General features: G+C 64.6%; 21 protein-coding genes. 8 read left to right on the top strand and 13 right to left on the bottom strand.

What is annotated here, in order from left to right:
* Positions 1 to 186: 186 nt before the first annotated feature.
* From P6U27_RS15925 to P6U27_RS15910, 4 genes are all read right to left on the bottom strand, one after another.
* The gene (locus P6U27_RS15925) at positions 187 to 408 is read right to left on the bottom strand and encodes a hypothetical protein (protein ID WP_122402934.1); all 222 of its coding nucleotides are present in this window, start codon (positions 406 to 408) and stop codon (positions 187 to 189) included.
* Between the two features lie 37 nt (positions 409 to 445).
* Positions 446 to 679, bottom strand: a complete 234-nt coding sequence (locus P6U27_RS15920) for a hypothetical protein (RefSeq protein ID WP_122402933.1) — start codon at positions 677 to 679, stop codon at positions 446 to 448.
* A 196-nt stretch (positions 680 to 875) separates the two neighbouring features.
* Complete coding sequence (gene ldtR / locus P6U27_RS15915) at positions 876 to 1,394, bottom strand: transcriptional regulator LdtR (protein WP_122402932.1); 519 nt, start codon at positions 1,392 to 1,394, stop codon at positions 876 to 878.
* Positions 1,395 to 1,917: 523 nt separating this feature from the next.
* The gene (locus P6U27_RS15910) at positions 1,918 to 2,415 is read right to left on the bottom strand and encodes a DUF6163 family protein (RefSeq protein ID WP_122402931.1); all 498 of its coding nucleotides are present in this window, start codon (positions 2,413 to 2,415) and stop codon (positions 1,918 to 1,920) included.
* 122 nt (positions 2,416 to 2,537) lie between these two features.
* Between P6U27_RS15910 and hemB the strand changes: the two genes are divergently transcribed.
* Positions 2,538 to 3,599, top strand: a complete 1,062-nt coding sequence (gene hemB / locus P6U27_RS15905) for a porphobilinogen synthase (RefSeq protein ID WP_122402930.1) — start codon at positions 2,538 to 2,540, stop codon at positions 3,597 to 3,599.
* Between the two features lie 303 nt (positions 3,600 to 3,902).
* Here hemB and P6U27_RS15900 read toward each other — a convergent pair whose 3' ends face one another.
* Positions 3,903 to 4,535, bottom strand: a complete 633-nt coding sequence (locus P6U27_RS15900) for a DUF6151 family protein (RefSeq protein ID WP_122402929.1) — start codon at positions 4,533 to 4,535, stop codon at positions 3,903 to 3,905.
* 180 nt (positions 4,536 to 4,715) lie between these two features.
* Between P6U27_RS15900 and P6U27_RS15895 the strand changes: the two genes are divergently transcribed.
* Together P6U27_RS15895 and P6U27_RS15890 are read left to right on the top strand one after the other, a co-directional pair.
* Entirely contained in the window at positions 4,716 to 5,264 is a 549-nt protein-coding gene (locus P6U27_RS15895) for an RDD family protein (RefSeq protein WP_122402928.1), read from the top strand.
* Between the two features lie 115 nt (positions 5,265 to 5,379).
* Positions 5,380 to 6,156, top strand: a complete 777-nt coding sequence (locus P6U27_RS15890; RefSeq protein WP_122402927.1) for an arginyltransferase — start codon at positions 5,380 to 5,382, stop codon at positions 6,154 to 6,156.
* 153 nt (positions 6,157 to 6,309) lie between these two features.
* Here the strand turns inward: P6U27_RS15890 and P6U27_RS15885 are convergent, their stop codons facing one another.
* Positions 6,310 to 7,674: an Nramp family divalent metal transporter gene (locus P6U27_RS15885; protein WP_122402926.1), complete on the bottom strand. Its 1,365-nt coding sequence runs from the start codon at positions 7,672 to 7,674 to the stop codon at positions 6,310 to 6,312.
* Positions 7,675 to 7,840: 166 nt separating this feature from the next.
* On the opposite strand from P6U27_RS15885, the gene P6U27_RS15880 reads away from it, so the two are divergent.
* Positions 7,841 to 9,091, top strand: coding sequence for an MFS transporter (locus P6U27_RS15880; RefSeq protein WP_122402925.1), 1,251 nt, complete (start codon positions 7,841 to 7,843; stop codon positions 9,089 to 9,091).
* Here the strand turns inward: P6U27_RS15880 and P6U27_RS15875 are convergent.
* Positions 9,088 to 10,347 carry an adenylate/guanylate cyclase domain-containing protein gene (locus P6U27_RS15875; RefSeq protein ID WP_407194279.1) on the bottom strand — a complete coding sequence of 420 codons (1,260 nt, stop codon included), beginning with the start codon at positions 10,345 to 10,347 and terminating at the stop codon, positions 9,088 to 9,090. The genes P6U27_RS15880 and P6U27_RS15875 overlap by 4 nt on opposite strands.
* A gap of 174 nt (positions 10,348 to 10,521) precedes the next feature.
* Here P6U27_RS15875 and P6U27_RS15870 point away from each other — a divergent pair, with 174 nt between their 5' ends.
* Both P6U27_RS15870 and P6U27_RS15865 read left to right on the top strand, forming a co-directional pair.
* Positions 10,522 to 11,679: an MFS transporter gene (locus P6U27_RS15870; protein WP_122406627.1), complete on the top strand. Its 1,158-nt coding sequence runs from the start codon at positions 10,522 to 10,524 to the stop codon at positions 11,677 to 11,679.
* 31 nt (positions 11,680 to 11,710) lie between these two features.
* Positions 11,711 to 11,902 carry a hypothetical protein gene (locus P6U27_RS15865; RefSeq protein WP_122402923.1) on the top strand — a complete coding sequence of 64 codons (192 nt, stop codon included), beginning with the start codon at positions 11,711 to 11,713 and terminating at the stop codon, positions 11,900 to 11,902.
* 6 nt (positions 11,903 to 11,908) lie between these two features.
* On the opposite strand, the gene P6U27_RS15860 is transcribed toward P6U27_RS15865, so the two are convergent.
* A complete protein-coding gene (locus P6U27_RS15860; RefSeq protein ID WP_129145811.1) occupies positions 11,909 to 12,739 on the bottom strand; it encodes an N-acyl homoserine lactonase family protein in 831 nt (276 codons plus the stop codon).
* 66 nt (positions 12,740 to 12,805) lie between these two features.
* Positions 12,806 to 13,783: a CDF family Co(II)/Ni(II) efflux transporter DmeF gene (dmeF, locus tag P6U27_RS15855; protein ID WP_129145812.1), complete on the bottom strand. Its 978-nt coding sequence runs from the start codon at positions 13,781 to 13,783 to the stop codon at positions 12,806 to 12,808.
* Between the two features lie 197 nt (positions 13,784 to 13,980).
* Here dmeF and P6U27_RS15850 point away from each other — a divergent pair, with 197 nt between their 5' ends.
* Complete coding sequence (locus P6U27_RS15850) at positions 13,981 to 14,799, top strand: chromate resistance protein ChrB domain-containing protein (RefSeq protein ID WP_145987015.1); 819 nt, start codon at positions 13,981 to 13,983, stop codon at positions 14,797 to 14,799.
* Positions 14,799 to 16,184, top strand: a complete 1,386-nt coding sequence (gene chrA / locus P6U27_RS15845; RefSeq protein WP_122402921.1) for a chromate efflux transporter — start codon at positions 14,799 to 14,801, stop codon at positions 16,182 to 16,184. The genes P6U27_RS15850 and chrA overlap by 1 nt, the downstream gene beginning before the upstream one ends.
* A 98-nt stretch (positions 16,185 to 16,282) precedes the next feature.
* Here the strand turns inward: chrA and P6U27_RS15840 are convergent, their stop codons facing one another.
* The 4 genes from P6U27_RS15840 to P6U27_RS15825 form a co-directional block, all read right to left on the bottom strand.
* On the bottom strand, positions 16,283 to 16,705 hold the full coding sequence (locus P6U27_RS15840) for a GNAT family N-acetyltransferase (protein ID WP_122402920.1): 423 nt from the start codon (positions 16,703 to 16,705) through the stop codon (positions 16,283 to 16,285).
* Positions 16,706 to 17,606: 901 nt separating this feature from the next.
* Entirely contained in the window at positions 17,607 to 18,605 is a 999-nt protein-coding gene (locus tag P6U27_RS15835) for an IS110 family transposase (RefSeq protein WP_407194278.1), read from the bottom strand.
* 562 nt (positions 18,606 to 19,167) lie between these two features.
* Complete coding sequence (locus P6U27_RS15830) at positions 19,168 to 20,712, bottom strand: GMC family oxidoreductase (protein ID WP_407122780.1); 1,545 nt, start codon at positions 20,710 to 20,712, stop codon at positions 19,168 to 19,170.
* Positions 20,713 to 20,716: 4 nt separating this feature from the next.
* Positions 20,717 to 22,267: an ABC transporter substrate-binding protein gene (locus P6U27_RS15825; RefSeq protein WP_122402918.1), complete on the bottom strand. Its 1,551-nt coding sequence runs from the start codon at positions 22,265 to 22,267 to the stop codon at positions 20,717 to 20,719.
* Between the last annotated feature and the right edge of the window lie 162 nt (positions 22,268 to 22,429).

The raw sequence follows: 22,429 nt of genomic DNA, 5'->3' as shown, positions 1-22,429 counted from the left end.
CACGCGCGATCTACCACATCGCCCGCAACAGGCCAAGCATTTGCGGGTGGGGCCTGATATTTATGCAAGATATGGGGGATTGGAGGTTCTCATCCCGAGATCGGTTCCGGGGAGCCGCTCCTCGGGGACCAGGGCCGCTTTGGCCTCATTCCTCGCAAACGGCAACCCGGCGGAGCCGGCGTCGTTTCACAGCCCGGTATACCCCGCCTTGACCGGGTCCACGCTGCCGTCGAGCTGGCGCAAATAGGTCAGACCGCAGACCGTCAATCTGTGCGGGTCCGTCTCGCCCGCTTCCATCAGGGTATTGAGGTAGTTCGTCACCTTTTCCCGCGCCTCCTCACTCGCCGCCGCGGTGCGGTTGGCGAGCAGGTCATAGGTCTGCATGATGCGGTCGACGGCGGCTTCCATGGCACCCTCTGGTTTGTCGCTAATTTGGGAGTCTTGATCAGGCAACCGCTCTGGCCTCGGTCTGCTGGAACTTGGCGATTGCCTTGTTCGCCAGCCTGATCTTGTTGAATTCGCCTTGCTGGAGCAGCTTCACGATGAGGCCGAGCAGGCGTTCGTCGGTGACCAGCGAGTCGGGGATGGCGCCCGAACGGCGAAGGAAGTTCGCGGCAATGGCGTAGGCCTTGCTCACGAGTTCTACGTTCGTGGCCTGAAGCCCGCGCTCGACCAGCATCGACGTTTCTCCGATCCGAAGGAGATAAGCGCCCGGCCCGGAACTGGTTCCTCGTGCCCGGGACATTTTTTCGCAGGTGCAAAATATGGAACGCGCCGGTCCGAAATCCGGGCCGGCGCGCTTGGGGGAAGTCAGGCACGTTCGGGAGGCTTGCCGGTCTTGTTGCGGGCCGGCTTGGCCTTGATCCCTTGGAGACTCAGAGGCGATAGAGGATCTGGTCGGTCCAGAACCGCTCGAGGCGGTGCAGCGACTTGTTGAGCGTCGCAAACTCGTCGCCGGAGATGCCGCCGACCTGCTCGACCGTCTTGACGTGCTTCTGGTAGAGCGCCTCGACGATACGGCGGACTTCCTGGCCCTGCGGGGTCAGGCGGATGCGCACCGAGCGGCGATCGACGCGCGAGCGCTGATGATCGAGGAAGCCGAGCTCGACGAGCTTCTTCAGATTGTAGGAGACGTTGGAGCCGAGATAGTAACCGCGCGTGCGCAGCTCGCCCGCGGTCAGCTCCTTGTCGCCGATGTTGTAGAGCAAGAGCGCCTGCACCGAGTTGATGTCCGCACGGCCGCGGCGATCGAATTCATCCTTGATGACGTCGAGGAGCCGGCGATGCAGCCGCTCCACCAGAGTCAAAGCTTCCAGATAGAGCGACTGCACCGAGCCCTGCTGGCCGGAGACGCGCTCTGCGGTATCTGCCGCAGTTGCGACGGCTTTCATCATGACACTTCCCCTGTTGTCGTTTTTATCGACACTTATTCGACGAAACTTGTGTCCCGTCTGATAGGTGCAACTTAAGGGGCGCGTTTGAAGATCGGCTTAAATAAGAGAATAAAGAGATCATGAATTTAAGACAGTGAATTGCGGATTAAGCCTGTGCCACAAGCACTTTTCGCAACCGTCTGTTGACCTTCGCAAGGTCCTGTTCACCCTCCGTCCGCCGTTGTTGTCGCATTCCAGAACAGCCCCGCCCCGTTTCGAAACGAGCGCGTAACAGCTGTGGCGGAACCGGCTGGTCAATGAAAACTTACCGCAAATTTTAGGCAACCAACGGTCAACCAAGCGCAACACTCTCATGTCCCGGACAGGATGCAGCGCGCAGCGATGCATCGCGGAGCCGGGACCCATATGTTGCAAGATGGGACCGCGGTGAGATGGGGCCCGGCTCTGCAGCGCATCACGTCGCAAGAGCGCCACGCTGCATTGCGTCCAGGGCACGAGACCGTTGTGCGAGCGGCGAGGCCGGCTACGGCGGCCGTTCGCGCGCGGCCATCCAGGCGAGCGCCAGATACGCGGCAAGCATGAAGACCTCGACGCCGACCACGGCGAGGCTGCCGCCGTAGATTCCCGGGAACATCAACTCGATCACCGCCATCGACACCACGGTCGTCAGCCACACCACCGCGCCCCAGGGCGTCGCGAGCCACAGGCCGACGGCGGCGACAAGCTCGATCACGGCGAAGTAGACGGTCGCGGCCTGCCAGGCCATCGACTGGTTCTCGAATGCCTCATCCTCGCCGCCGACAAAGCCAGTCACCTGCGCCCAGTGATAAAGGCCCTTGAGGATCGAGAGCAGCGCCATCACCCGCAGGAACAGCACGAGCCGGCGGGTCCAGACATTGTCGTCGGACTCTGAGCGCTCCGATGAGATCGCCGCCACCGACAATGCGCTCTCTCTGGCATTGTCTCGGGCGCCGTCCCTGGCGCTGTCGCGGGTCGCATCGCGGGTGGAGATCTCGGACATGGCCCCTTCTGGCTGCTTCGCCCCACAAAATCAATCGGCTGCCATCCCTTGCGGCAGGTCAAGCCGCGGTGACGGGAACCATGCGAGCTGGTATAAGAATAATTCCAGCCGGAGGAAGAGTAATGGCGATCAAATACGGACGTCCGATCGAATTGCGCGAGGTTTCGCGCAAGGATGGCGGAGCGGCCTCCCCTGCTCTCGATCTGACCGTCCGCCCGCGCCGCAACCGCAAGGCGGAATGGGCCCGGCGGATGGTGCGCGAGAACGTCCTCACCACCGACGATCTGATCTGGCCGCTGTTCCTGATCGACGGCCACAACAAGCGCGAGCAGGTTGCCTCGATGCCGGGCGTCGACCGCCTCAGCGTCGATCAGGCCGTGCGCGAGGCCGAGCGCGCGATGAAGCTGACGATCCCCTGCATCGCGCTGTTTCCCTACACCGATCCCTCCCTGCGCGACGAGGAAGGCTCGGAAGCCACCAATCCGAACAACCTGGTCTGCCAGGCCGTGCGCGCGATCAAGAAGGAGTTTCCGGAGATCGGAATCCTCTGCGACGTCGCGCTCGATCCCTTCACCAGTCACGGCCATGACGGCCTGATCTCTGACGGCAAAATTTTGAACGACGAGACGGTCGCCGTGCTGGTGCGTCAGGCGCTGGTGCAGTCCGAAGCCGGCTGCGACATCATCGCGCCTTCCGACATGATGGACGGCCGCGTCGCCGCGATCCGCGAGGGGCTGGACCGCGCCGGCCTGCTCGACGTCCAGATCATGGCCTATGCGGCCAAATACGCCTCCGCCTTCTATGGCCCGTTCCGCGACGCCATCGGCTCGGCCAAGACGCTCACCGGCGACAAGCGCACCTACCAGATGGACAGCGCCAACACCGATGAAGCCCTGCGCGAGGTCGAGCTCGATATCGCCGAGGGCGCCGACATGGTGATGGTGAAGCCCGGCATGCCCTATCTCGACGTGGTCCGCCGCGTGAAGGACACGTTTGCAATGCCGACCTTCGCCTACCAGGTCTCCGGCGAATACGCGATGATCGCGGCGGCCGCGAACAACGGCTGGCTCGACGGCGAGCGCGCGATGATGGAGAGCCTTTTGGCGTTCAAGCGCGCCGGCGCCGACGGCGTGCTGAGCTATTTTGCGCCCAAGGCGGCGGAGAAGCTGCGCGCGCAGGGGTAAGGTCGTGCCCCGGACGCAATGCAGCACGCCCTTGGCGATGCGAAGCATGGTCCAGTTGCGGCGTGATGCGTTGCAGAGCCCGGGCCCATTTCTTCTCCGCGATCTCACTTGTGACCTCTAAAGCGCGATGAGATTTGGATGAATCGTCATCGCGCTTTAGCTTGTTGTTTACGCATGATCTTTCCGGAAAACCGCTTCGCACTTTTCCGGATCATGCTTTAGGTCCTGGTTCTGCGCGCCGCTTTGCGGCGCTTGTCCGGGACATGAGGGCGGAGTTGCTCGCGCACCCTACCGCTGCAACACTCAACCCGCTTGCGCGTTCGGCTGAGGTCCGCATAACAGACGCAGCGCCTCGCGTTGCTCGCGCGACAGCACGGTAATTGGATAGATCGGCTCACGCGTCTCCCGCTTGAAGAACGGGTGCGGCCAGGTCTTCCCCCGCAGCTTCCATGCCAGCACCTTGCCGATGGCGCGCAAGATGAGAGAAAGATTAAGCCCGGTCGAGCCCGCCGGTGGCTCACCGACCGCGTACTTGCCGAGAATGGCGCCGGTCGGCGCTCCGGCGACATCGTCGACCGCCGGCGTGCCGCCCTCGAACGCCTGCGCGATGATGCCGACAAAGGGAACGCTGGGCGAAAGCGTGTTGCCGACCGGCGTGTTGCAGCAGCTTGCATACCACCGGTAGAGACCTTTCGCGGTCAGCCGCACCCCCGCGATCCGGCTCTGACCCTGCACAAACGAGAGCGTCGATGGCGCGACCTGGATAATGTCGCTGCCGCCCTTCGCGTTCAACAGATCGGCGCGGCCGAGCTGGTGTGCGAAAGCCTGGCAGTCGTCGCAGTAGCAGACCACGCGATTGACCGTCCGCGGCGACACGCCCGTGACCACGGCGCGGACCCCGCCACAGCTGCAACGTAATTCGACCTGACCACCCATGAAATCTTCCTGTGAGGGCTCAGCCCGCCCCAGCATGGTGCAAATCACGCGCCGCGCAAGCGCCTGCGGCCGCCGAATCGCCGGAATATTTTGCGGTATTGATAGACCAACAGCCTTGGCGCGTGGCCGGACTGTTCCCATCTGCTGCCGGTGAGAGATCCGAAAGCGAAAGAGAAGCTCATGTCTTATTCGGGTTCGCCAAATGACAGCGGCACTTGGCGCAATGATGGTGCCATGCAACCGCACGCCTACGATCCCGATCTGCATCCGGAACTGTTCCGCGGGGTCGCGACACGGCGGGTGTTTGCCTTCCTGATCGACATGATCGTGATCTCTGTGCCGGTCATCCTCGGCTACCTCTTCATTGCGTTGTTCGGCCTGGTGACGCTCGGCCTCGGCTGGGCACTGTTCTGGCTGGCTTGGCCCGCCTCGGTGATCTGGGCGATCGTGTATTACGGCGCCTGCATCGGCGGTCCGTCCTCGGCGACGATCGGCATGCGCGTGATGGATCTGGAACTGCGCACCTGGTACGGCGCACCAGGCTATTTCGTGCTCGGCGCCACGCACGCCGTGCTGTTCTGGGTGACCGTCTCGTTCCTGTCGCCCTTCGTGGTGCTGGTCGGCCTGTTCAACGGCCGCCGCCGCCTGCTGCACGATTTCGTGCTGGGAACCGTCGTGATCAACAATTCCATCCGCGCGCCGGTGTCGCAGGCCGCCAGGTCCTGGTGAGGAGCTGGCAACCTGTGCCTGCTAGGATGACGAGCGTGTCCTGCCGCGCAGGCCGATTGACCGGGAGCTTTGGTAGCGCGATGCTGAGATCTTGTTCGGAGGCCCACGACGTCCCTTGACCCAGCACTCTCGCGATACCCCGCAATTTTACCTCACGGCGCCATCCCCGTGCCCCTATCTGCCGGGCCGCCATGAGCGGAAGGTGTTCACGCACCTTGTCGGAGATCGTGCGGGCGACCTCAACGACCTCCTGACCCATGGCGGCTTCCGCCGCAGCCAGTCGATTGCCTATCGTCCTGCCTGCGACCAGTGCCGCGCCTGCGTCTCGGTCCGGGTCATCGCCAACGAGTTCCGGCCCTCTCGCAGCTTCCGCAAGGTGATGGCGCGCAATGCCGACATCATCGGCGAGCAGCGCAGCGCGGTGCCGACCTCCGAGCAATATTCGGTGTTCCGCGCCTATCTCGACGCCCGCCACCGCCATGGCGGCATGGCCGACATGACCGTGCTCGACTACGCCATGATGGTCGAGGACAGCCATGTCGAGACCCGCATCATCGAATACCGCAAGCGCGGTCCCGACAGCGGCCTCACCGGCCGTGGCGAGGAGCTGATCGCGGTGGCGCTCACGGACGTGCTCAGCGATGGCCTCTCGATGGTCTATTCGTTCTTCGATCCGGGCCAGGTCAGCCGCTCGATGGGCACCTTCATGATCCTCGACCACATCGCGCGCGCGCGACGTCAGGGCCTGCCCTACGTCTATCTCGGCTACTGGATCGAAGGCTCCAAGAAGATGGACTACAAGGCCCGCTTCCTGCCGCAGCAGCGGCTCGCGCCCTCAGGCTGGCTGCGCATCGATGCGCAGGGCGATACAGCATCCGAGCCGCAGGACTAGGCGCCTCACACTCTCCGTCATGCCCCGGCTTGACCTGGCTTGACCGGGGCATCCAGTACGGTACGGCGCGGCGTCCCGAGTCAATTACAGCCGTCTCTGGAATACTGGATCGCCCGGTTGAACCGGACGATGACAGCTACCCAATGGCTAGCATCACCCGAAAAACGTATCCGCCAGCAGCTTCACGTTCAGCACCACGATCACGCCCGCGACGATCCAGGCAATTGCGGCGACGGATACCGGTATCGCGAACTGGCCCATCTTGCGGCGGTCGGAGACGAAGCGGACCAGCGGGATGACGGCGAAGGGCAGCTGCATCGACAGCACGACCTGGCTGAACACCAGCAGATCGGCCGTGCCGCGCTCGCCGTAGATCGCCGTGACGATGATCACGGGAACAATGGCGATGCCGCGTGTGAGCAGGCGACGCGCCCAGCTCGGCAGGCGCAGATCGAGGAAGCCTTCCATCACGATCTGGCCGGCGAGGGTCGCGGTCACCGTCGAGTTGAGGCCCGAAGCGAGCAGCGCCACCGCGAACAGCGTCGAGGCGATGCCGAGGCCGAGCAGCGGCGACAAGAGCTCGAACGCCTGTCCGATCTCGGCGACATCGGAATGGCCACTTCTGTGGAAGGTCGCAGCCGCCACGACCAGGATCGCGGCGTTGATGAACAGCGCCAGCATCAGGGCGACGGTGGAGTCCGTCGTTGCCCATTTGATCGCTTCGCGCCGACCACTGTCATTGCGTTCATAAGCGCGCGTCTGCACGATCGAGGAATGCAGGTAGAGATTATGCGGCATCACCGTCGCGCCGATGATGCCGATCGCGATGTAGAGCATGTCGGAATTGGTGAAGATCTCGCTCTTCGGCACGAAGCCGCGCAGAACCTCCGCCACCGGCGGGGCCGCCGCCGCGATCTGGACCACGAAGCAGACCGCGATCACCGCGAGCAGCGCAATGACGAACGCCTCGAGGAATCGAAAGCCACGGTTCATCAGGAGCAGCAGCAGGAAGGCGTCGAGTGCGGCGAGAAGCGCGCCGCCGATCAGGGGAATGCCGAACAGGAGTTTGAGCGCGATCGCCGTACCGATCACCTCGGCGAGATCGCAGGCGATGATCGCCGCCTCGCAGGCGAGCCAGAGCAGGAAGTTCACCACCGGCGAATAGGTCGCGCGGCAGGCCTGCGCGAGGTCGCGGTCGGTGACGATGCCGAGCCGCGCCGCCAGCGACTGCAGCAGGATCGCCATCAAATTCGAGAGCAGGATGACCGAGAGCAGCGTGTAGCCGAACTTCGACCCGCCGGCGAGGTCGGTCGCCCAATTGCCGGGATCCATGTACCCGACCGAGACGAGATAGCCCGGACCGACGAAGGCGAGCAGCCGCCGCAACCAGTGCCCGGCGACCGGAATGGCGACGGTGGAATTGACCTCCGCGAGGCTCTTGGTGGTGGGCGCGTCAGCGCGCCAGCCGGCGACGTCTTGGGACGAGGTTTGGGTCAGGTCGGGCGATCGCGCATCCATAAGAGGAGAATACCGAAGTTCGATCTTATTGCAACTCATTTGCAACTGCATCTAGCCGCAGCGGTTCCGGTCCGGCCATTATCCGCTGCCCTGTCGGGAAGCGGGTGGGTTTGGCCGTCCCTGGGAGCGGATATTGGCAGCAACTCGACTTTGCAGGATATGCGCCATGTCAACGCCGTCTCGCCTCCCCGACACCTTCAACCGCCTCGCCTGGTCGAATCTCGCGGCGCAGTCGGCCGAGCAGATCGCGCTCGCCGCAGCGCCCATTGTGGCCGTGCTGACGCTGGGTGTTGCCGAAGGTCAGACCGGCCTGCTCCAGACCGCGCTCACCCTGCCCTTCGTCCTGTTCGCCATTCCCGCCGGCGTGCTCGCCGATCGCATCTCCCGCCGCTGGCTGATGGCGGGTGCCGAGGCGCTGCGGGCGGCTGCGCTCGCCGCCATCGTGCTGCTGCTGGTGCTGGGGGCCCTCAACTTGCCGCTGCTGGCCCTGCTCGGCTTTGCGGCCGTGTGCGGCACCGTCGTCTACAGCGTGGCGGCGCCGGCGCTGGTTCCCTCGCTGGTGAGCTCCGACTTGTTGCCGGCGGCGAATGCGCGGATCGAGCTCGCGCGCACCATCGCCTTCGCCAGCGGCCCTGCACTCGGCGGTGCGCTGGTGGGATGGTGGGGCGCAAGCCCAGCCTTCGGCTTTGCCGCGGCGCTCTCGGCCATCGCGGTGGTGCTGCTCTCCGGCATCTACGAGCCCGCGCGCGCGCCGGCGCCGCGCCGTCATCCGCTGCAGGAGATCCGCGAAGGCGCGGCCTTCGTATTTCACCATCCACTGCTGCGGCCGGTATTCATCACCCAGTTCATCTTCAACACCGGCTGGTTCCTGCAGATCGCGGTGTTCGTGCCCTACGCCGTGCGCCATCTCGGCCTGACGGCCGCCGGCGTCGGCACGGTGCTGACGATGTATGGCGTCGGCATGGTGATCGGCGCGCTGGTCGCCACGCGCGTGATGAAGCGCATCGCGTTCGGCCTCGTGGTCGGACTCGGCCCCGTCACCGGCTTCGTCGCCGCATTGGTGATGGCGCTGACGGTGCTGCTCCCCTCGCCCTGGCTCGCAGCCTTGAGCTTCTTCCTGCTCGGCGCCGGGCCGATCCTGTGGGTGATCTCGACCACGACCCTGCGCCAGTCGGTGACACCGCCGCGGCTGCTTGGCCGCGTCTCCGCCATCAACATCATGAGCTACGGCGCCCGCCCGCTCGGCTCGGCATTAGGGGCAATCGTCGGCGGCCTCTGGAGCGCGGAAGCGTGCCTTTATCTCGCCGCAGCCGTCTTCGGCATGCAGGCTTTGGTGATCCTGCTGTCACCGGCAGTGGCGCTGGATCGGCAGCCGGCCATGGTGGGGGATGAAGCGGCGCTGGAGCAGCCGGCCTAACCCGCCAGATAGCGCTCATAGCTCCCCGCCACCGGCTCGCTCGCCTCAACCTCTGGATCGAGCGTGTAGAGATCCTGCGCGCGGCCGATGCCGCGCAGCGCGTAGCGGCCGGTGGAGACGAGATAGCGGCGGCCGGCGGCATCGAGGCCCTTGTAGAACTCGGATGAGGCCAGCAGCTCGCGGTCGACCGAGCGGCTCATCGAGGCGATGCGGCTGACCTCGTTGACGGTCGGGCCGACCACCGTGAAATCGAGCCGGTCCTGGCTGCCGATATTGCCGTAGAAGACCTCGCCGACATGCAGGCCGATATAGGCTGACGTGGTCGGGCGGCCCTCCGCCGCCCGCCGCTTGTTCAGCGCGGCGACGTTCTTGCGGAAGAGATGCTCGGCCCGTAATGCGGCCCGTCGCGCATCCGCCATGTCCTCGCCCCAGAACATCGCGAGCACGCCATCGCCGATCAGCTTCAGCACGTCGCCGCCGGCCTCGTGGATCGGATCGATCACGGCCTGCGCATAGTCGTTGAGGAACGGAATGATCTCGTCGGGACCGATGCTCTCGCTGATGCCGGTGGAGCCGCGCAGGTCCGAATACCACAGCACGGCGTTGATCCGCTCGGTGACCCCGCGCGAGATGCGCCCGCGCAAGACCTGCTCGGAGGCGTCGCGGCCGAGATAGACGCGGCCGAGCGTGCGGGCGATGTCGACCTGCTGCGCCGATTTGATCGCGAGCCCCAGCACCGGCACGAGATCGCGCAGCGCTTCCAGCTCCGATGGCGTGAAGCCGTCCTCGCGCCGGGTGGTCCAGTAGGAGTAGAGACAGTCCATCTGCCCCAGCGCGCCGCTTTCGCCGAAGCGATGGACGAAGGCGAGGAAATGCCGATGGCCCTTCTCGGCGAGGTCGCCGATCTGCGAGAAATCGAGCGTGGCTGCGTCGGCGAGATCGATCACCATCTCGTCCTCGCCATGCTCGAGCAAATGATAGAACACCGACCGCCGCCAGTTCTTGTTCGGATCCCCCTCGGCCGTCGAACCGTATTCGAACATGTCGCTGTCGTTGCTCGACCGGTCGGTCCAGCGAAAGCCGCGGCCCTCGTAGATCGGGTGCAACGTGTCGATGAAGACCAGCCCGCGCGACAGGTCGAGCCCTTCGGCGCAGCAGCGCTCGCAGAAGCCGCGGAGCAGTTCGGGTTCAGGCAGGCCCGTAAGCCCCTGGCTGGTGACCCAGTTCATCAGTGAGAGACGCGAAGTGACTTGCATGCGCCATTATGGCGTGCATTCGTGACCGGCGAAAGGCGCGAGGGCCCGACATGCGCGGCAGGCTCGCGCCCCTTGCAGATCGAATATGTCGCGGGCGCGGTTGACGCACTCGCCACGCGGGCGGCAAATGCCGGCGATGAAGACTTTGTCGGCCAGAATCGGAGGCACGCGCCGATGACCCAGCGCCAGCTTCCGATCATCCTGGCGCTCGGCACCACCGAGACTCTGGCCTGGGCCTCGAGCTACTATTTGCCGGCGCTGCTCGCTGATCCCATGGCACGCGACCTCGGCGTCTCCTCCAACTGGATCTTCGGTGCGTTTTCGGCCGCACTGGTGATCTCGGCAATGCTCGGCCCGCGCATCGGGCGGCAGATCGATCTCGTCGGCGGCCGTCAGGTGCTGTCGGCCTCGAACCTGACCATTGCCGCCGGCCTCGTGCTCCTCGGGCTCTCGCAATCGATCGCGGTGATGGCGATCGCCTGGCTCGTGCTCGGCATCGGCATGGCAATGGGACTCTACGACGCCGCCTTCGCCGCCTTGGGGCGCATCTACGGCATCGAGGCGCGCAGGGCCATCACCGGCATCACGCTGATGGCGGGCTTCGCCTCCACCGTCGGCTGGCCGCTCACCGCCTGGGGCATCGCCCATATCGGCTGGCGCGACACCTGTTTCGCCTGGGCCGCGGCCAACATCCTGATCGGCCTGCCCCTCAACTTCTTCATGCTGCCGGCGATCAAGGGCGCCAAGCAGGCGGCGGCCACGGCCGAGAAGCCGCATTTGCCGCTCGACCGCACCATGCTGCTGCTCGCCTTCATCTTCGCCGCGGTCTGGACCGTCACCGGCGCCATGGCCGCGCATTTCCCGCGCATCCTGGAGACCACGGGCGCAACGCCGGCCGAGGCCATCGCGGCCGGCGCACTGATCGGCCCGGCACAGGTTGGTGCGCGCATGCTAGAGGCCGGCTTCCTCAGCCGCTTCCATCCGCTGTGGTCGACGCGGCTCGCCAGCCTCACCCACCCGATCGGAGCCGTGATCGTCGCGATCTTCGGCGGCGCCGCGGCGAGCGCCTTCGCGTTGTTCCACGGCTCCGGCAACGGCATCTTGACGATCGCGCGAGGCACGCTGCCGCTGTCGATCTTCGGCCCGAAAGATTTCGGCTACCGCCTCGGCATCATCGGCGCCCCGGCGCGGATGGCGCAGGCCGTGGCGCCGCTCGCCTTCGGCCTGCTCATCGACCTCATGGGCGCCAAGGTGCTGATCGTCTCGTCTGCGCTCAGCCTCTCGGCGCTTGTGGCGCTGTTCCTGATCCGCCCCGTGTCGCGGCCTGATTGACGGCACAGCCGCTTTCGCGCACAAGCGAGCCATGAGCAACGATGCCGGCCCGCCCCGCACATTCAAAGGCCTCCTGCGCTGGGCGACCACGCCGCCGCAGGCCTGGGGCGTCTATCTCCTCGCGGTCCTCCTGGTCTGGCTGCTCTCGTTCTATGCCGGCACGCTGAAGCCGAAGAAGACGCCGGACGCGAATCCGCCGACGTTGACCGCGCCGAAAGGCTGATCCGCCTCAGTCGTAAAACTCCGGCGCCATCTTCTGGCCGTCGCGCTGGGCCTTGTCGTGGTTGATCCAGAGCTGCGCCTTCTCCTTGGCGAGCGTGTCGGCGATCTTCTGCATCGAGGCCGCGCTCTGGTCCTTGTCGACGTTCATGCTGGGCACGCGGCGGTTGTCCCAATTGTCCTTGAAGTGCACGGCATCGCCAGACAGCAGAACCGCGCCGGTTTTCGGCAGTTTCACCAGCAGCGACTGGTGACCCGGCGTGTGACCCGGCGTCGATAGGATGGTCAGGCTGCCGTCGCCGAAGACATCCTTGTCGCCCGTGAGCAACTCGACCGGATGCGACGGCTTGAAGCGCGGCGCGTTGTCGGCGCCGGGCCAGTCGTATTCGGCCTTCTGCACATAGAGCATGGCCTGCGGGAACAGCTCGACATTGCCGATATGATCCGGATGCGTATGCGAGACGGCCATCGCCCGGACGTCATCGGGCTTGAGGCCAAGCTGCTCGAGCTGCGCTTGCAACGTCTTCGGCCGACGCCAGGTCACGGCTTTGGGATCGGCGGGCACGAGACCGTTCGGCATCGCGGCGACGGAATCGGCAATGCCGGTGTCCCACAGGAACCAGCCTTTGACATGCTTGATCAGATAGCAGGTGTCGACGAAATCCATCGTCTTGCCTTCGTTCAGGCCCGGCGTCCACCGCGAGATGTCACCGGCGGTACCCTCTCCGCAATTCAGCACATAGAGCTTTTCAACGCCGGCCTTTTCCGATTGCGCCAGCGCCCCGGGGCTGGAAAGAGCGAGTGCGGCGATGGCGACCGCGAACGCGATCCTGTGCATCATTGTTCCTCCCGTACAGGGCTGCGACCGAGGATCAACCCCGGCCGCTCAGCAGAATTCCGCGCTCCGTCAATGCAGGCAGGTCTCGACCTCGACCGTGATGTGGCTGAGGCCCTTCAGCCCCGCGAGCCGCCGCTTGTAGACGGCCGGCTGCTTCGGCTTGTCCGACACCACCGAGAGCAGCACGGCACAATGGCCGGGGCCGACCCGCCAGAGATGCAGGTCAGTCACGCGATCGTCGCCGACTTCCATGCGGGCCCGGATCACCCGCTCCAGCTTCTCGTCGGCGCGCACGTCGAGCAGCACCGCACCCGATGACTTGATGAGGCCGAACGCCCAGCTCGCGATCACGACGCTGCCGATCAGGCCCACGGCCGGATCGGCCCAGACCCAGCCCGAATACATAGCGACGGCGAGCGCTGCGATCGCCAGCACCGAGGTCGCGGCATCGGTCATGACGTGGACATAGGCCGCGCGAAGGTTGTTGTCGTGGTGATGGTGATGATGGCCATGATGATCATGGTCGTGGTCATGATCGTCGTGGTCATCATGCGCATGGCTGTGGCCATGCGCGTGATGATGATGATCATGGCTATCGCGCAGCAGCCACACACTCGCGAGATTGACGCACAAGCCGAGGGCGGCCACCGCCATGGCCTCGCCATAGACGATCGGCACCGGCGTGAACAGGCGCAGCACGCTTTCATAGGCGATCTCGACCGCGATCAGGCCGAGGATGATGGCGCTGGCGAAGGCGGCAAGATCCCCGAACTTGCCGGTGCCGAAGGTGAAATGCGCATTGCCCAGGTGCCGCCGCGCGAAGCGATAGGCGAAGGCGGCAATGCCGAGCGCCGCCGCATGCGTGCCCATGTGCCAGCCGTCGGCCAGCAGCGCCATCGAGCCGAACAGCGAGCCGGCAACGATCTCGCCGACCATCATGACCAGCGTCAGCACGACCACGAACCAGGTGCGCCGTTCGTTCTCGTCGTGCTTCTCGCCCAGGAAGGCGTGGTCATGGGTCCATTGTTCGATGGAATGGGAATGCATCGAATTCTCCCGAAGATTCACGATCTGTCGGCGTGCAATATAGACGGTGGGAACCAATTTTCTAAGCTCCAATCGTCCCGCGGATTGACAGTGCTTCTTAGTTTCGCTGTAATCTGTCTCATGGGGATTTGAGCGATCTCCCCACGAGGCGACAGGCCCAAGCATCGCGTCCCGTTCGTTTCTTGCGAGGACGCATCATGTCTACATTCACGACCATCTCATCTGACAAAATGGCACGGCTGATCGGCACGGCCAACGCGCCTGTCCTGATCGACGTGCGCACCGAGGAGGATTTCGCCGCCGACCGGCGGCTGATCCCCGGCTCCATCAGGCTCAGCCACGACAATGTGACGGACTGGGGCGGCACATTCGCCGGCCGCCGCGCCGTCGTCTCCTGCTTCCGCGGCGAAAAGCTCGCGCAGGGCACGGCGGCCTGGCTCCGTCAGCTCGGCGTGAGGGCCGAGACGCTGGAGGGCGGCTTCGAGGGCTGGAAGGCGGCCAAGCTGCCGCTGCTCGACACCCGCAAGCTGCCGCCGCGCGATGCCAGGGGGCGTACCGTCTGGGTCACGCGGGCGCGGCCGAAGGTCGATCGCATCGCCTGCCCCTGGCTGATCCGCCGCTTCGTCGATCCCAACGCGATGTTCCTGTATGTGGCGCCGTCCGAGGTGGTCGGGGTGGGGGAGCGGTTCAATGCGGCCCCCTTCGACATCGAGAATGTGTTCTGGAGTCACCGGGGCGAGCTCTGCACCTTCGACGTGATGATCGAGGAGTTCGGGATCGCCACGCCGCCGCTGCTCCGCCTCGCGACACTGGTGCGCGGTGCCGACACCGCGCGGCCCGAGCTCGCGCCGGAGGCGCCCGGCCTGCTCGCAGCCTCGCTCGGGCTGTCGCGCATGTTCGACGACGACCTCGAACAGCTCGAGGCCGGCATGTTGCTCTACGATGCCTTCTACCGCTGGTGCCGCGACGCGACCACCGAGACCCACAACTGGCCGACCAACAAGGTGAAGGCGTAATGGATACCCGCAACGTGCAAGCAGGAGCTGACGCCGGCCACGGCGTCAGCTTCAACGAGGCCTTTCGCGTCTGGCTCCGCGTCGCCTGCCTCAGTTTTGGCGGGCCCGCGGGCCAGATCGCTGTGATGCACCGTATCCTGGTCGAGGAGAAGAATTGGATCTCCGAGGGGCGTTTCCTGCATGCGCTGAATTACTGCATGCTGCTGCCGGGACCTGAGGCGCAGCAGCTCGCAACCTATGTCGGCTGGCTGATGCATCGCACGGCCGGCGGGCTGATGGCGGGCGGACTGTTCATCCTGCCCGGCATCATCGCCATCATGGGTCTGAGTTACATCTACGCCGCCTTCGGCAATGTCAGCTTCGTCGAGGCGCTGTTCTTCGGACTCAAGGCCGCGGTCCTGGCCATCGTCGTCGAAGCTGTCGTGCGCGTCGGCAAGCGTGCGCTGAAGAACCGCATCATGATCGCGCTCGCGGCTGCGGCCTTCATCGCGATCTTCTTCTTCGCGGTCCCCTTCCCGATCATCATCATCGCCGCCGGCCTCATCGGCTATGCCGGCGCGCGGAGCGGCCGTCCGGAGTTCGCGCCGGCCGGTCACGGCCATGGCGGCAGCGGCGCCGCGATCGACAGCATGCTCGGCGAGGCCGTGCCCGATCACGTCCGCCCCAACACCGCACGCACGATCCGCCTCAGTGCGCTGTGGCTCGCGCTCTGGCTGGTGCCCGTGATCGCGCTGCTGGTGGCCTTGGGCCAAGCCAATGTGTTCAGCCAGATCGCGCTGTTCTTCTCCAAAATGTCGCTCGTCACCTTCGGCGGCGCCTACGCGGTGCTGGCCTACGTCGCCCAGCAGGCGGTCGAGCACTATCACTGGCTCAAGCCGCAGGAGATGCTCGACGGCCTCGGCATGGCCGAGACCACGCCGGGGCCGCTGATCATGGTGCTGCAGTTCGTGGGCTTCATGGCGGCCTATCGCGATCCCGGCGGCCTCTCGCCGATGCTAGCGGCAACTTTTGGCGGCCTGCTCGCGACCTGGGTCACCTTCACGCCCTGCTTCCTCTGGATCTTCGTCGGCGCCCCCTACATCGAGCGCCTGCGCGGCAACACGGGATTGGCCGGTGCATTGAGTGCGATCACCGCCGCCGTCGTCGGCGTGATTCTGAACCTCTCGATCTGGTTTGCCCTGCACACGCTGTTCCGCGAGACCGTGCCGCTGCACGCGTTTCCGTTCGCGTTCGACCGTCCGGTGCTGACCAGCGTCGACATCCCCGCGCTGCTGCTGTCGATTGCGGCGGCAACCGCGATCTTCCGGTTCAAGCTGGGGATGCTCACCGTGCTGGCGGGAAGCTGCGCGGCGGGAGTGGCGCTGCGGATGGTGGGGGTGATCTAGCGGCGAAGGAGTCATAGGTTCGTCGCGTCCGGTTTGCTGTCGGAAGGCGACATCAAAGCCCACAGGGCTGCATGGCGGCTTGGAGCCGACAAGCGACCTCATACTTGTTTCAGCTCGATGACAAGTCTGGGAAGCATCCTACCGGGTATTGAGCCGGAAGGAGAAAAGCCACAATCTTTGGCACCCATTCGTCGATAGAAAGGTGCGGCCTCTGGGTCGGCTTCGATCACCAAACGACGAGCACCCATCGACTTTGCTTGACTGGAGGCCCAGCGGAGCAGCCTTGTTCCTACGCCGCCGCGAAGCATCATCGGCTCGACGAACAGCTTCAATAAATCGGCCTCGCTTCCATTTATCTTGACTTGGGCAACGCCGACAATTTTGCCGCTCTCTTCCGCCACCGCGATTGAGCTTGATTGCAGTTCACACGCTTTAATGGTGAGCTCGCTGCGACAGGCTCTCATGAAGTCGTCGCCATAGCCCCACACAGCTTTCGACCTCATGCACAAAGCCGAGAGCATTGGCAGCTCTTCGACTGTCGGCGATCGGAGAACAGACGACACGAGACTTGGCTCCGTGGACTGGCCTCGAATAACATATCAAGTCGCTCGTGTGTCATATAGGTCATCAGCGTTGCTTTAACTACGGACCGGTCACTTCCCATCTACCCCGTCCTCAAGGGCAATCGCATTTGACCGGTTTCCCCCTGCAGCCATCCTTCGAGACGCCTGCTTTGGGCGGGCTCCTCAGGATGAGGGCGGAGCGTGCGGCAGCAGTTTCAACGGGCACTCACGCCAATTAGCCTCATCCTGAGGAGGCGCGTAAACGCCGTTTCGAAGGACGAGGCGCGCGCTGAGGCCGCCCGCCCGTCGGGCAACGCAGCCGACCAATTCCGCCACATCGCTTGTCAAGCCTCACCTGGCAAAATATTCCACTTTACCGAAATTCGGATTTGTCGTACATGCAAAGACACCCTGGCCCGAGACAAGGGGCGGATCGCGATCGTCACGAACCGCGGGCCGGGCAGCGATGGACGCGACGGCGTCGGGCGTAGAAGACATTGCAGGGCGGGACACCGTGAGCAATTGCCTTTCCGCGCGAACGACACGGCGCCGACAGCGTCTTCGCATGGCTTCGGGGGCGAGCACACGCCACCCCTCGGATTCCCAGCGAGGACGTGCGCGGACGGAGAAGTCGTGTGGTCCTGACGCCCGGGGTCTGTGCGTCAAGTCCTGCGGTGATGCCTGCAGCCCAACCGGGTCCGCACATCAGTGATCCGCAAGGCGACGGGGGCAATAGTGCATCGCTCCCCGAGGAGCAACTGTGTTGAAGTAGCCCGGCGATCGGCCGGCCTCAAGGCTGGCGCTGGCGCGCCACCGCCTCCGGCGGCTCCCGGCCTTGACCCCGTCCGCTCGCCGGTCTTCAGGGCGTGCAAGCGCTCGGCGGAAGCCGAGCGGAGTTGCTCACTTCGTACCGGCCGGCGTCCCATTTCTCGCCGCGTGCGATCATGACGTTCAGGATCACGATCAGCTTGCGCATGCAGGCGGTGAGCGCAACCTTCGGCTCCTTGCCTTTGGCGATCAGGCGATCGTAAAAGGCCTTGAGCACGGGGTTATGCCGGGTCGCGGCTCCCATGGACGCCATGTAGAAGACGTTGCGGACCTTGCGGCGTCCGCCCTGGATATGACGGACGCCCCGACGTTTGCCGCTGTCGTCGTCATAAGGCGCAGCACCCAGCAGGGCCGCGGCCACTTTGTTGCCTATCTGGCCGAGTTCCGGCATCGCCCCGATCAGTCCGGCGGATGTGCCCCCGGCAAGACCTGGTACGCTCTCGATGATCTCGGCGAGTTCGGCAAAACGCGGTGTGGTCTTGATCAGGGCTGCGATCGCTGCTTCCAGCTTGGCAATTTCGGCGGCGAGCCGCTTCAGCAGGCGATTTTGCATCTTCTGCACGACGTCAGGAGTGGAATGCTCCGTCCTGTTTCGCAAGCTCGTCTGCACGTCAATCAGAGCCTGGCGCGCACTCACGATCTGCGCCAGCTTCTCGCGTGCCGCATCGTAGGCTTGCCCCCTTGCCTCAATGAAGGTCTCGGCGAACCAGGCAATCATCTCCGCATCGATCGGATCGTTCTTGGCGAGCTGTCCAGCCGATTTGGCGAAGTTGCGCACCCGCTTTGGATCCACCACCAAGCCTTCGATACCATCCTGGCGTAGCACCTTGGCCCACTCCCGCTCATAACCACCGGAAGCCTCCATGGCGGCTTTGCCGACCTTGTGCTTGCGAAGCCAGCGGATCAGCGCTCGCCGACCTTCTGGGCTGCTCGTGAACGTCTGCCGTTGTGACAATGAGCGAATGCACACATCCACCTTGTCCTTGGCCACATCGATGCCAGCGACAAGGACGTCGTTTTGTGCCATCATCTACTCCCTTCGTTGCTCGGTTCGGGCTCGAAGCCCATGCAACTGTTCGGGTTGAGGAAGACCACCGGATCTGTCCCTCGCTCCCCGACAGGCTCAAGGCCTTTGAGCACGAACGGGCTCAGATCCAGCGACGGGCGGTTTTGCGAGAACCGCCCGTTCGCACATTCTGGCAGATTTTCTGGACACAAGAGCACGAAGGACACCGTTAAAACCAGCCGCGCAGGGAAGGCCAAGCGTTCGGCGAGACCTGTGATCCACCCCGTGTGCATTCTTGGAAAGCGCACGGACTTGCGGGTGCCAGCCGGCGCCCGGCCTTCCCTGCGCCCTTGTCTTTGCGAGGGCGGCACACGGAGCAAAACTCGGGCGAGCTGCGCCGCGAGAAGGCGAACGTTTGTCTGCTGTTTGAAGAGTGTAGCGAGCGATGGCCTCGCCCCTTGCTCCGTCATTGCGAGGAGCCCTTGCGACGAAGCAATCCAGAATCCCTCCGCGAAAAGATTCTGGATTGCTTCGCTGCGCTCGCAATGACGGTGTTGTGCTATAGCTTGCGCCTCACGCGATTCTGCTATCGCATCATCATTCGCGCGATCGCTTCCCCGATCACCACCGTCGTGAAATGGGTGTTGGCCCGGCAGTCGGACGGCATGATCGAGGCGTCGGCGACGCGCAGGCCGCTGATCCCTTTCACGGTGCCATCGGGATTGACCACGCCGTCGGCATCGCCAACGCCGCTCATGCGGCAGCTGCCGGCGGCGTGCTGGATGTCGCCGGTCTCTCGCCGCAGCACCGCGTCGAGTTCGTGGTCTGGCAGGCTGGCGGCCTTCGGCAGCGTCAGGTCCGTGTCGGCGAGCCGGATCCAATCGGCGATGTTGACGAGCGCCGGCTGCGAGGTGATCACGGCGAGGCGCTTCACCGCATCCATCATCCGCAACATGTCGCGGGGATCAGCCAACATGTTCTCCTCGACGACAGGATCGATCGCAGGATCAGTCGAGACGAGCTTCAGCGTCCCACGCGAATACGCGTTGAACAGCCCTGCGCCGATCGCCCCGGGGTTACCGATGCCACGGTGATTGAACGCGATCAGGATCATGTCGCGCTTGCCGCCATCGGCGAGGCCCGAGGAATAGGTCACGCAGCAATTGGTGTGGCGCGTATCGGGATCGGTGGGACGAAGCTCCTCCCGCAGCTGGATCGTGGCGCGAAACAGCGGGTGATCGAAGAAGTGGCGGCCGACCGGCAGGTCGCGCGCGACCGCAATCCCCATCGCCTTCAACTCTTGCGCTGGTCCGATGCCCGAGCGCAGCAGGATCGCAGGACTGTGAATGGCGCCGGCGCACAGCACGATCTGGCGCGCGCTGATGTCGTGGGTGCCCTGCCCCTCGATATGAACGCGGAGTCCGGTTGCCCTTCCGTCGCTGATCAGCACGCGATCGACCAGCGCGTGCCCGCGGATCTCCAGATTGGCGCGACCGCGCGCGGGCTCGAGATAGCCCTCATTGGTGGTGATGCGGCGACTGTCGCGGCTGTTGATGGGATAGCAGGCGACGCCCTCGCCATCAGGACCGTTGAGGTCCGCGCACCAGGGATAGCCGCTCGCCAGCGCCGCGTCGCGCAGGCCGCGATCGATCGGGCCCCATGTCTCCGGCGGCGCGCGGTAGACCGGCAACGGTCCGCCGCGTCCGTGGCCGTCGGCATCGCCGAACTCCAGATCGTCCTCGATCACCGAGAAGAGCGGCATCACCTCCCTGGCCGACCAGCCGGTGCAGCCATTGGCCGCCCATTCGTCGAAGGCATCCGCAACGCCGCGGATTGCAATCTGGCCGTTCATCATCGACGAGCCGCCCAACCCCTTGCCCCGCCAATAGAAGCGCGGCTCCTGCCCAGCCACACGGCGCGTCAGCAGATCGGGCCATTGCCATTTCTCCTGGTATTCGCGCCTGTGGATGATCGGGATCGGGTTCGGCGTCCTCACCTCCCAGGGCGCATCATCAGCGCGCCAGTCGCGCCCCGCTTCGAGCAGCAGGACGCGCCGTGCCGGATCCTCGGAGAGCCGTGCCGCAACAGCAGCACCGGCGGAGCCGCCGCCGACAACAATGACATCGTACATCGCGTTATTTCTCAATGTTCCAGAACACCGGGATGGCGGACGGTATCAGACCGCGCAAAGTCGCGCGATAGGCGGCCGGCTGAGCGAACTGGCCCCACGGAATTGCGGGCGCCTGATCGTACATGACGGCCTGGATCTCGCCCGCGATCTTCTTGCGGTCCGCCTCGGCCGGCGCCTTGGCGAAGGCTTCCATCAGAGGGGTGATGCGCGCATCGCACTGCCAGCCGGTGAAATCGGCGCAGTTGAAGGCGACCATGACGTTGGTCAGCGGCGAGCCCAGATCAAAGCCGCCGGCGTGAACGCCATAGACGCTCCAGCCCTCCTTCTTGGCACGGCGCGCCAGCACGCTCGCCCAGTCCATCACCTGCAGATCGACGTTGAACCCGGCAGCCTTCAACCTCTCGGCCAGCACCTGCGCCGAGACGCGCGGGGCTTCGAGATCGTTGGCCTCCATGACGATCACAGGCTCGCCGGCGTATTTGGTCGCCTTCAGCGCAGCCTTCGCCGCTTCGATCGAGGGCTTTGCCGCCGCTTCCGTGCCGGCCTTGTTTTCATAGGTGGTACCGCAGGTGAAGAACGTCGCGCACGGCGTGGCGTATTTGGCGTCCAAGCCGAGTGCATCCAGCACTTCGCGCTGGTCCACCAGCTTCCACAGCACGCGGCGGATCTCGGGATCGTCGAACGGTTTCGATGCGGCATTGAGGCGATAGGCGCCCGCGAACATGTTGCCGCCGGTGAAATTGACCACTTTGACCCGCGAGTTCTTCTCCAGCTGCGGCAACAGATCGAACGGCGCGTATTGCATGAAATCGACTTCGCCGGCCTGCAGCGCGGAGGCCGCCGTCGCGCCATCGGGAATGACGCGGATCTCCAGCGTATCGATGTTGACGCGCTTGCCGCCGGCGAGGAAGTCAGCGGGTTCGGGACGCGGCACATAGTCGGCGAATTTCTTCAGGATCATGCGGTCGCCGGTGCGGTGCTCGGCCTTGCTGTAGACGAACGGACCGGAGCCGATGATCTCGGTGATCCGCTGGTCGCCAGGCGTTTTCGCGATGCGCTCGGGCATCATGAAGGCGACCGGGCTGACCGGATTGCCGAGCGCGTCGATGACGAGCCCGGACGGCTCCTTCAGCGTCAGCACGAAGGTTTTCGCATCGGTCGGCTCGAGCGAGGCCGTGATCGCGAAAATGCGACGGCCGAGTGCGCTGCGGGTGCCCCAGCGACGTAGCGAGGCCACGCAATCGACAGATGTGACCGGCTGGCCGTCATGCCATTTCAAACCGTCGCGCAGCGTGAACGTGTAGGTCAAGCCATCGGGCGAGACTTTCCAGTCCTGCACCATCTGCGGTTTGATGTCGCCCTTGGAATCCTTCGCAAACAGCGTGTCGAACACCATGTAGCCGAACGTGCGCGAAATATAGGCCGTGGAGAAATGCGGATCGAGTGTGACGATTTCCGCCTCGAGCACCGCGACCAGATTGCCCACCGCATGCGCGGGCGCAGCCGCCAGCGCGAGACCGAACAGCGCCGCAATGAAAGCCTTCAGTTTGAACATTGGGATGTGTTTGCCTTTTCACCAGCCGTTTGCAGTCGCCAGGAAAAAGCAATGTTCGTGCCCGCACGTATGCACTCGGGACTATCTGCTACGCGTTTGCGGGGTACTCAATGTCAGTTGGAGAGCAGCGCCATCGCCTCTCGTCATTGCGAGCGCAGCGAA

It is taken from the genome of Bradyrhizobium sp. STM 3566, from assembly GCF_045571445.1.
GTDB lineage: Bacteria > Pseudomonadota > Alphaproteobacteria > Rhizobiales > Xanthobacteraceae > Bradyrhizobium > Bradyrhizobium vignae.
This window is presented reverse-complemented; position numbering and strand designations above follow the sequence as displayed.

Bases quoted from the DNA above. Each gene is read 5' to 3' on its own strand.
- P6U27_RS15925 (WP_122402934.1), bottom strand. From the start codon at position 408: ATGGAAGCCGCCGTCGACCGCATCATGCAGACCTATGACCTGCTCGCC.
- P6U27_RS15920 (WP_122402933.1), bottom strand. From the start codon at position 679: ATGCTGGTCGAGCGCGGGCTTCAGGCCACGAACGTAGAACTCGTGAGC.
- ldtR (WP_122402932.1), bottom strand. From the start codon at position 1,394: ATGATGAAAGCCGTCGCAACTGCGGCAGATACCGCAGAGCGCGTCTCC.
- P6U27_RS15910 (WP_122402931.1), bottom strand. From the start codon at position 2,415: ATGTCCGAGATCTCCACCCGCGATGCGACCCGCGACAGCGCCAGGGAC.
- hemB (WP_122402930.1), top strand. From the start codon at position 2,538: ATGGCGATCAAATACGGACGTCCGATCGAATTGCGCGAGGTTTCGCGC.
- P6U27_RS15900 (WP_122402929.1), bottom strand. From the start codon at position 4,535: ATGGGTGGTCAGGTCGAATTACGTTGCAGCTGTGGCGGGGTCCGCGCC.
- P6U27_RS15895 (WP_122402928.1), top strand. From the start codon at position 4,716: ATGTCTTATTCGGGTTCGCCAAATGACAGCGGCACTTGGCGCAATGAT.
- P6U27_RS15885 (WP_122402926.1), bottom strand. From the start codon at position 7,674: ATGGATGCGCGATCGCCCGACCTGACCCAAACCTCGTCCCAAGACGTC.
- P6U27_RS15880 (WP_122402925.1), top strand. From the start codon at position 7,841: ATGTCAACGCCGTCTCGCCTCCCCGACACCTTCAACCGCCTCGCCTGG.
- P6U27_RS15875 (WP_407194279.1), bottom strand. From the start codon at position 10,347: ATGCAAGTCACTTCGCGTCTCTCACTGATGAACTGGGTCACCAGCCAG.
- P6U27_RS15870 (WP_122406627.1), top strand. From the start codon at position 10,522: ATGACCCAGCGCCAGCTTCCGATCATCCTGGCGCTCGGCACCACCGAG.
- P6U27_RS15865 (WP_122402923.1), top strand. From the start codon at position 11,711: ATGAGCAACGATGCCGGCCCGCCCCGCACATTCAAAGGCCTCCTGCGC.
- P6U27_RS15860 (WP_129145811.1), bottom strand. From the start codon at position 12,739: ATGATGCACAGGATCGCGTTCGCGGTCGCCATCGCCGCACTCGCTCTT.
- dmeF (WP_129145812.1), bottom strand. From the start codon at position 13,783: ATGCATTCCCATTCCATCGAACAATGGACCCATGACCACGCCTTCCTG.
- P6U27_RS15850 (WP_145987015.1), top strand. From the start codon at position 13,981: ATGTCTACATTCACGACCATCTCATCTGACAAAATGGCACGGCTGATC.
- chrA (WP_122402921.1), top strand. From the start codon at position 14,799: ATGGATACCCGCAACGTGCAAGCAGGAGCTGACGCCGGCCACGGCGTC.
- P6U27_RS15840 (WP_122402920.1), bottom strand. From the start codon at position 16,705: ATGCTCTCGGCTTTGTGCATGAGGTCGAAAGCTGTGTGGGGCTATGGC.
- P6U27_RS15835 (WP_407194278.1), bottom strand. From the start codon at position 18,605: ATGATGGCACAAAACGACGTCCTTGTCGCTGGCATCGATGTGGCCAAG.
- P6U27_RS15830 (WP_407122780.1), bottom strand. From the start codon at position 20,712: ATGTACGATGTCATTGTTGTCGGCGGCGGCTCCGCCGGTGCTGCTGTT.
- P6U27_RS15825 (WP_122402918.1), bottom strand. From the start codon at position 22,267: ATGTTCAAACTGAAGGCTTTCATTGCGGCGCTGTTCGGTCTCGCGCTG.